The sequence below is a fragment of the uncultured Deefgea sp. genome (genome assembly GCF_947072475.1).
GTDB lineage: Bacteria > Pseudomonadota > Gammaproteobacteria > Burkholderiales > Chitinibacteraceae > Deefgea.
The window spans coordinates 1-4,717 of the sequence record NZ_CAMTIA010000099.1 but is presented as its reverse complement, the minus strand read 5'-3'; the positions used below and the strand labels follow the sequence as shown (position 1 = coordinate 4,717).

The window sequence follows — 4,717 nt, the reverse complement described above, 5'->3', positions numbered from 1 at the left end:
TGCCAGAATTGCCAATGGGGGTGAAGCCACCGATTGGCACGCTGCCAGCAAAACCACCGGTTACCGGCATCACGCCAGAATTGCCTGCGGGGGCGAAGCCACCAATTGGTACTTTGCCACCTGAACCGCCAACAGGATCAGAGATCGTCGCTGCGACTGCTTTGCCTGCGAGCCGTGAATTAGCGGTCCTTACTCCTTGCCCGATGCAGCAAGACCCAGCAACCATAGTAGATAAAAATGCGCTTACCGATGTGAATTGCATGGGTATGCAGCTAGAGGGTAATAACAGCAGTAATTTAACGGCAATACCTAGTACGGAAGGGCGTGAATTTGGCTTAGAAACGCTATGGAATACTTGGGCTGATTCGAACTACGTGGATATTCGTGATCGTCGCCATGATATGGATCTATCTGGGCATAGTGCGAGTGTGGCATTGGGTTTTGATCGTCGTTTAGATGGCGGTTTGATCGCCGGGATGTCGCTGTCGCTGGAAAACAATAAGAGCAGTGCATTTGCCAACGATATGCGTAATAGCAGTAATGGCTTCAATATCGGGCCGTATATTGCTTATCCATATTCAGAAAACTGGGTTTTTGATGGCTCGCTAACCTTTAGCCATATGAATAATCAGCAGCATTTATTGATTTTGGATGGCGATTATTCATCACAGCGCTATGCGATTTCAGCGCGAGCGAATGGTCAATTCCCCTTGGGTGAGGCATTGATTCGGCCGAAGATTGGCGTGTATTACGCGCATAATCGCAGTGAGGCGTATGCGCTTAATGGCATGATTGCTGGCTATGCGCTTCGTCTAGAAAATGAAAAATCGAGTGTCAATACCGGCTCGATTGATTCGGCAATTGAAATCACGCAAACGTTTTACACGCAAAATGGCACGCCGTGGATGCCCTATGCCGAGCTATTGCTAGGCTATGAATTTGCGCGAGTGAATGACGGTAAAATTCTCACTGGAGATTTATCTTTGCTCGACTCTAGCCCGTGGCAAGGCGGGGTCAAAGTCGGGGTTCGCTCATTATTGGGTCGTAGCTCGTCGATTGATGCCAGTGCGGGCTATTTAAGTTTGGGGCAAAAAGATCTCAATATTTGGGAGTTGCGTTTATTCCTATCACACGCATTTTAATCAGCTAAATCGGCGTTGTTAGCGCCGATGAATACACTGAGCGCTATTGATTTTGCCGATCAATAGCGCTTTTATTTTGTGCGCTGGCGGTGATTGAATTGGGTTTTGTTGATTGGCGTCAACGAGAAATGAGTCATTTGATGTGATATTATGAATCATTCTCATTGCGGATTGGCGATTATGCGTTCTTTAGCTCAGCTTGATTTAAACCAATGTGCTTTGGTACGAGCCATCAGCACCGATGTTGATTTGCTGCCACGATTGTCGGCGCTAGGTTTGCGTGAGCACAGTGAAGTCACGGTGATTCGTCGTGGTTGGCTGGGTGGTCCTTTGCATTTGCGGGTGGGCAATACTGAATTTATGCTGCGCCGCGCTGATGCCGCGCTGATTCAGGTGCTGCCGATTGCGTCGAGTGTGGTCGTGCGGGCTCAGACTGAGGTTTTAGCATGAAGCGGGTGGCGCTGGTTGGGATGCCCAATACCGGAAAATCGACGTTATTTAATCGCCTGACTGGTGGCACCGCGCGCGTGGCCAATTGGCCGGGTTTAACCGTTGAGCTGGCTTCTAGCCGAATTTTGCTCGGCGCCAATATGGTGCAAATCTTTGATTTGCCGGGGATTTACGATTTAATCGGCGGCGCTGAGGACGAGCATGTGGCGCAGCGTTTTCTAGCTGAAGCCCAGCTCGACGCCATTGTGCTGGTGCTCAATGCCACGCAACTGGATCGCCAATTGGCGCTGGCATTGCAGCTCAAAGCCTTGGGTGCGCCGCTACTGATTTGTCTCAATATGCAAGATGAAGCCAAACGCGCCGGTATCTCAATTGATTGCGCTTTGCTGGCCAAGGAATTGGGCTGCGCGGTGCAATTAATTAGCGCTAAATTGGGTACCGGCCTGAATGAAGCCAAGCAGCAATTAAATCAACTGATGTCGCACACCAGTGTGCGGCTTGATTTAACCCACGTACCTGCAGCCAGCGCCATGCATGCGCAAGAAAAACGTCTATTTCAAGCCGCAGTCCACCAGCCGCCGACGCTGGGTTTGGATACCACCGCGCAAGTGGATCGTTTTGTCTTGCACCCTTGGTTGGGGTTGCCGCTGTTTATCATCGTGATGTTCGGTTTGTTCCAACTCACTTTTGCCATCGGTACACCGTTGCAAGACACGATGGAAGCGGGATTAATTTGGTTTAAAGAAGGATTTTTATTGCCGGCGACTCAAGCTTTACCGGCTTTTTGGCAAGGTTTGCTTGTCAATGGTCTGTTTGATGGCGTCACCACGGTACTGACTTTTGCGCCGATTATTTTCTTGTTTTTCTGCTTAATGTCGGTGATTGAGGATTCGGGTTATTTTGCCCGCGCCGCTTTTATGATGGATGGCATTATGAGTCGGATGGGGCTCGATGGCCGTGGTTTTGTGATGCTGATGATGGGCTTTGGCTGCAATGTGCCAGCGATTATGGGTACGCGAGTGATTCGCGACCATAAAGCGCGCTTACTCACGATGCTGACGATTCCATTTTCACTGTGCTCAGCGCGCTTGCAGATTTTCCTCTTTTTGAGTGGTGCTTTGTTTAGTCCAGCCAATGCGCCGTGGGTGTTGCTGTCGTTGTATATCATCAGTGTTTTGATTGCGATGGGCACGGCGGTGTTGTTTCGCTCGCACTTTCAATCTAATGAACCATTTGCGCTGGAATTACCGCCTTATCGTTTGCCATTGATGAGTCATATCTGGCGGCGGGGCTGGGGTGAGGCGCGCGACTTTTTGCGTTTGGCCAGCACCATGATCGTCATTGGCGTGGTGTTAGTGTGGTTACTGACTAATTTTCCTAATCCACAGCACAGCTATGCCTTGATGGTGTCGGATTTTTTCCAACCGGTATTGTCGCCCATTGGCATTGATTCGACCTTGTCGATTGCGCTGATCTTTGGTTTTGTCGCCAAAGAAGTCGTGCTCGGCGCTTTATCGGTGATTACGGGTCATGAAGGTACGGCGTTGGCAACACAGCTCGCGCACACGCTTGACCCAGTATCGGCGTATAGCTTTATGTTGTTTACGCTGACGTATATTCCTTGCGTTTCAGTGATTGCGGCGATGAAAAAAGAATCTAAATCGACGGCATTTACTGTGTTTTCGCTGGTGTGGTCTTTGGGTTTGGCGTGGACGATTTCTTTTGTTTTTTACCAATCAGCACGTCTGCTAAATTTTTAATCGCCTCCTACCCCTTTTGTATGGCGTGATTGGGGGGAATTCAGGGTAAAATGGCGGGTTTTGCAACCCGCTATTTCTTCATGAACCTGCTCGTTCTCGGCCTTAACTATCAAACTGCACCGCTTGCGGTACGGGAGCGGCTGGCCTTTAATCCCGATGAGCTGCCATCGGCATTGGCCGATTTGGTTGCGCTCAAGGGCGTTTTTGAAGCCGCGATTGTCTCCACCTGTAATCGAACCGAGCTGTATTGCCACGCTCGTGATATCGATCAAGTGATGTATTGGCTTGCAGACAATAGAAATCAAAGCGTTGATAGCATTACCTCCCATATGTATATCTATGAAGGCGCAGCTGCGGCGCGGCATGCTTATCGCGTAGTCTCCGGTTTGGACTCGATGGTGGTGGGTGAAACCCAAATTGTGGGCCAGTTTAAAGATGCCGAACGCTCAGCGCGTGATGCCGGCACCTTAGGCACCTTGCTCAATGGGGTGTTTCAGCGGGCTTTTTCCGTCGCCAAAGAAGTTCGCACGCGGACCCAAATTGGTTCGTCATCGGTATCGATGGCCGCCGCTGCGGTGCGTTTAGCCGAGCGTATTTTTCCTTCGATTGCTGATTGCAAAGTGTTGTTTATTGGTGCTGGCGAAATGATTACGCTATGTGCCACGCATTTTGCCGCGCAAAACCCCCAAAAAATCGCCATTGCCAATCGCACGCTCGAGCGCGGTCAAGCGCTAGCGCAGCAATTTAATGGCGAAGCGATGTTGTTGGCCGATTTACCGGCCAGAATGGCCGAGTTTGACGTGGTGGTGACATCCACTGCGGCGTCGTTGCCGATTGTGGGCAAGGGCATGGTCGAGCGCGCTTTAAAATCACGCCGCCATCGGCCGATTTTTATGGTCGATTTGGCGGTACCGCGCGATATAGAAAGCGAAGTGGGCGATTTAAACGACGTGTATTTATTTACCGTGGATGATTTAGCCGAGGTGGTACGGCAAGGCGTCGAGTCGCGCTCTTTGGCCGTAGAAAGTGCCGAAGCGATTATTCGCGAGCGTTTGAGTGATTTTAATACTTGGTTAGCCAGCCGGGCTTTGGTGCCAACGATTCGTGATTTGCGCGATCATTCTGAGCGCATTACCCGGACTGAAGTGGCCAAAGCGCAAAAACGCTTGGCTGCGGGTGCGGACCCAAGTAGCGTGATTGAGCAAATGGCGCAGCAAATGAATAATAAATTTTTACACGCGCCGCTGGCCGCGCTCAATAGCGCTGCGGCTGATGAGCAAGAAAGCTTGGTCAATTTAGTGCGTCGTTTATATCGATTGCAAGATATTGATTAAAAGTAGGGAGTGGGGAGTGGGGAGTAGGGAG

The 4,717-nt window shown here is 50.4% G+C and carries 4 protein-coding genes; all 4 read left to right on the top strand.

Annotation, left to right across the window (positions count from 1 at the left end):
* Positions 1-1,142: autotransporter outer membrane beta-barrel domain-containing protein (locus Q0V82_RS16350; RefSeq protein WP_297577505.1), on the top strand; the 1,142-nt coding region annotated here is incomplete at its 5' end.
* Positions 1,143-1,292: 150 nt separating this feature from the next.
* Positions 1,293-1,592: a FeoA family protein gene (locus tag Q0V82_RS16345; protein WP_297577503.1), complete on the top strand. Its 300-nt coding sequence runs from the start codon at positions 1,293-1,295 to the stop codon at positions 1,590-1,592.
* On the top strand, positions 1,589-3,352 hold the full coding sequence (gene feoB / locus Q0V82_RS16340) for a ferrous iron transport protein B (RefSeq protein ID WP_297577500.1): 1,764 nt from the start codon (positions 1,589-1,591) through the stop codon (positions 3,350-3,352). Before Q0V82_RS16345 ends, feoB begins: the two co-directional genes overlap by 4 nt.
* Before the next feature lie 80 nt (positions 3,353-3,432).
* Entirely contained in the window at positions 3,433-4,686 is a 1,254-nt protein-coding gene (gene hemA / locus Q0V82_RS16335) for a glutamyl-tRNA reductase (protein ID WP_297577497.1), read from the top strand.
* Positions 4,687-4,717 lie beyond the last annotated feature (31 nt).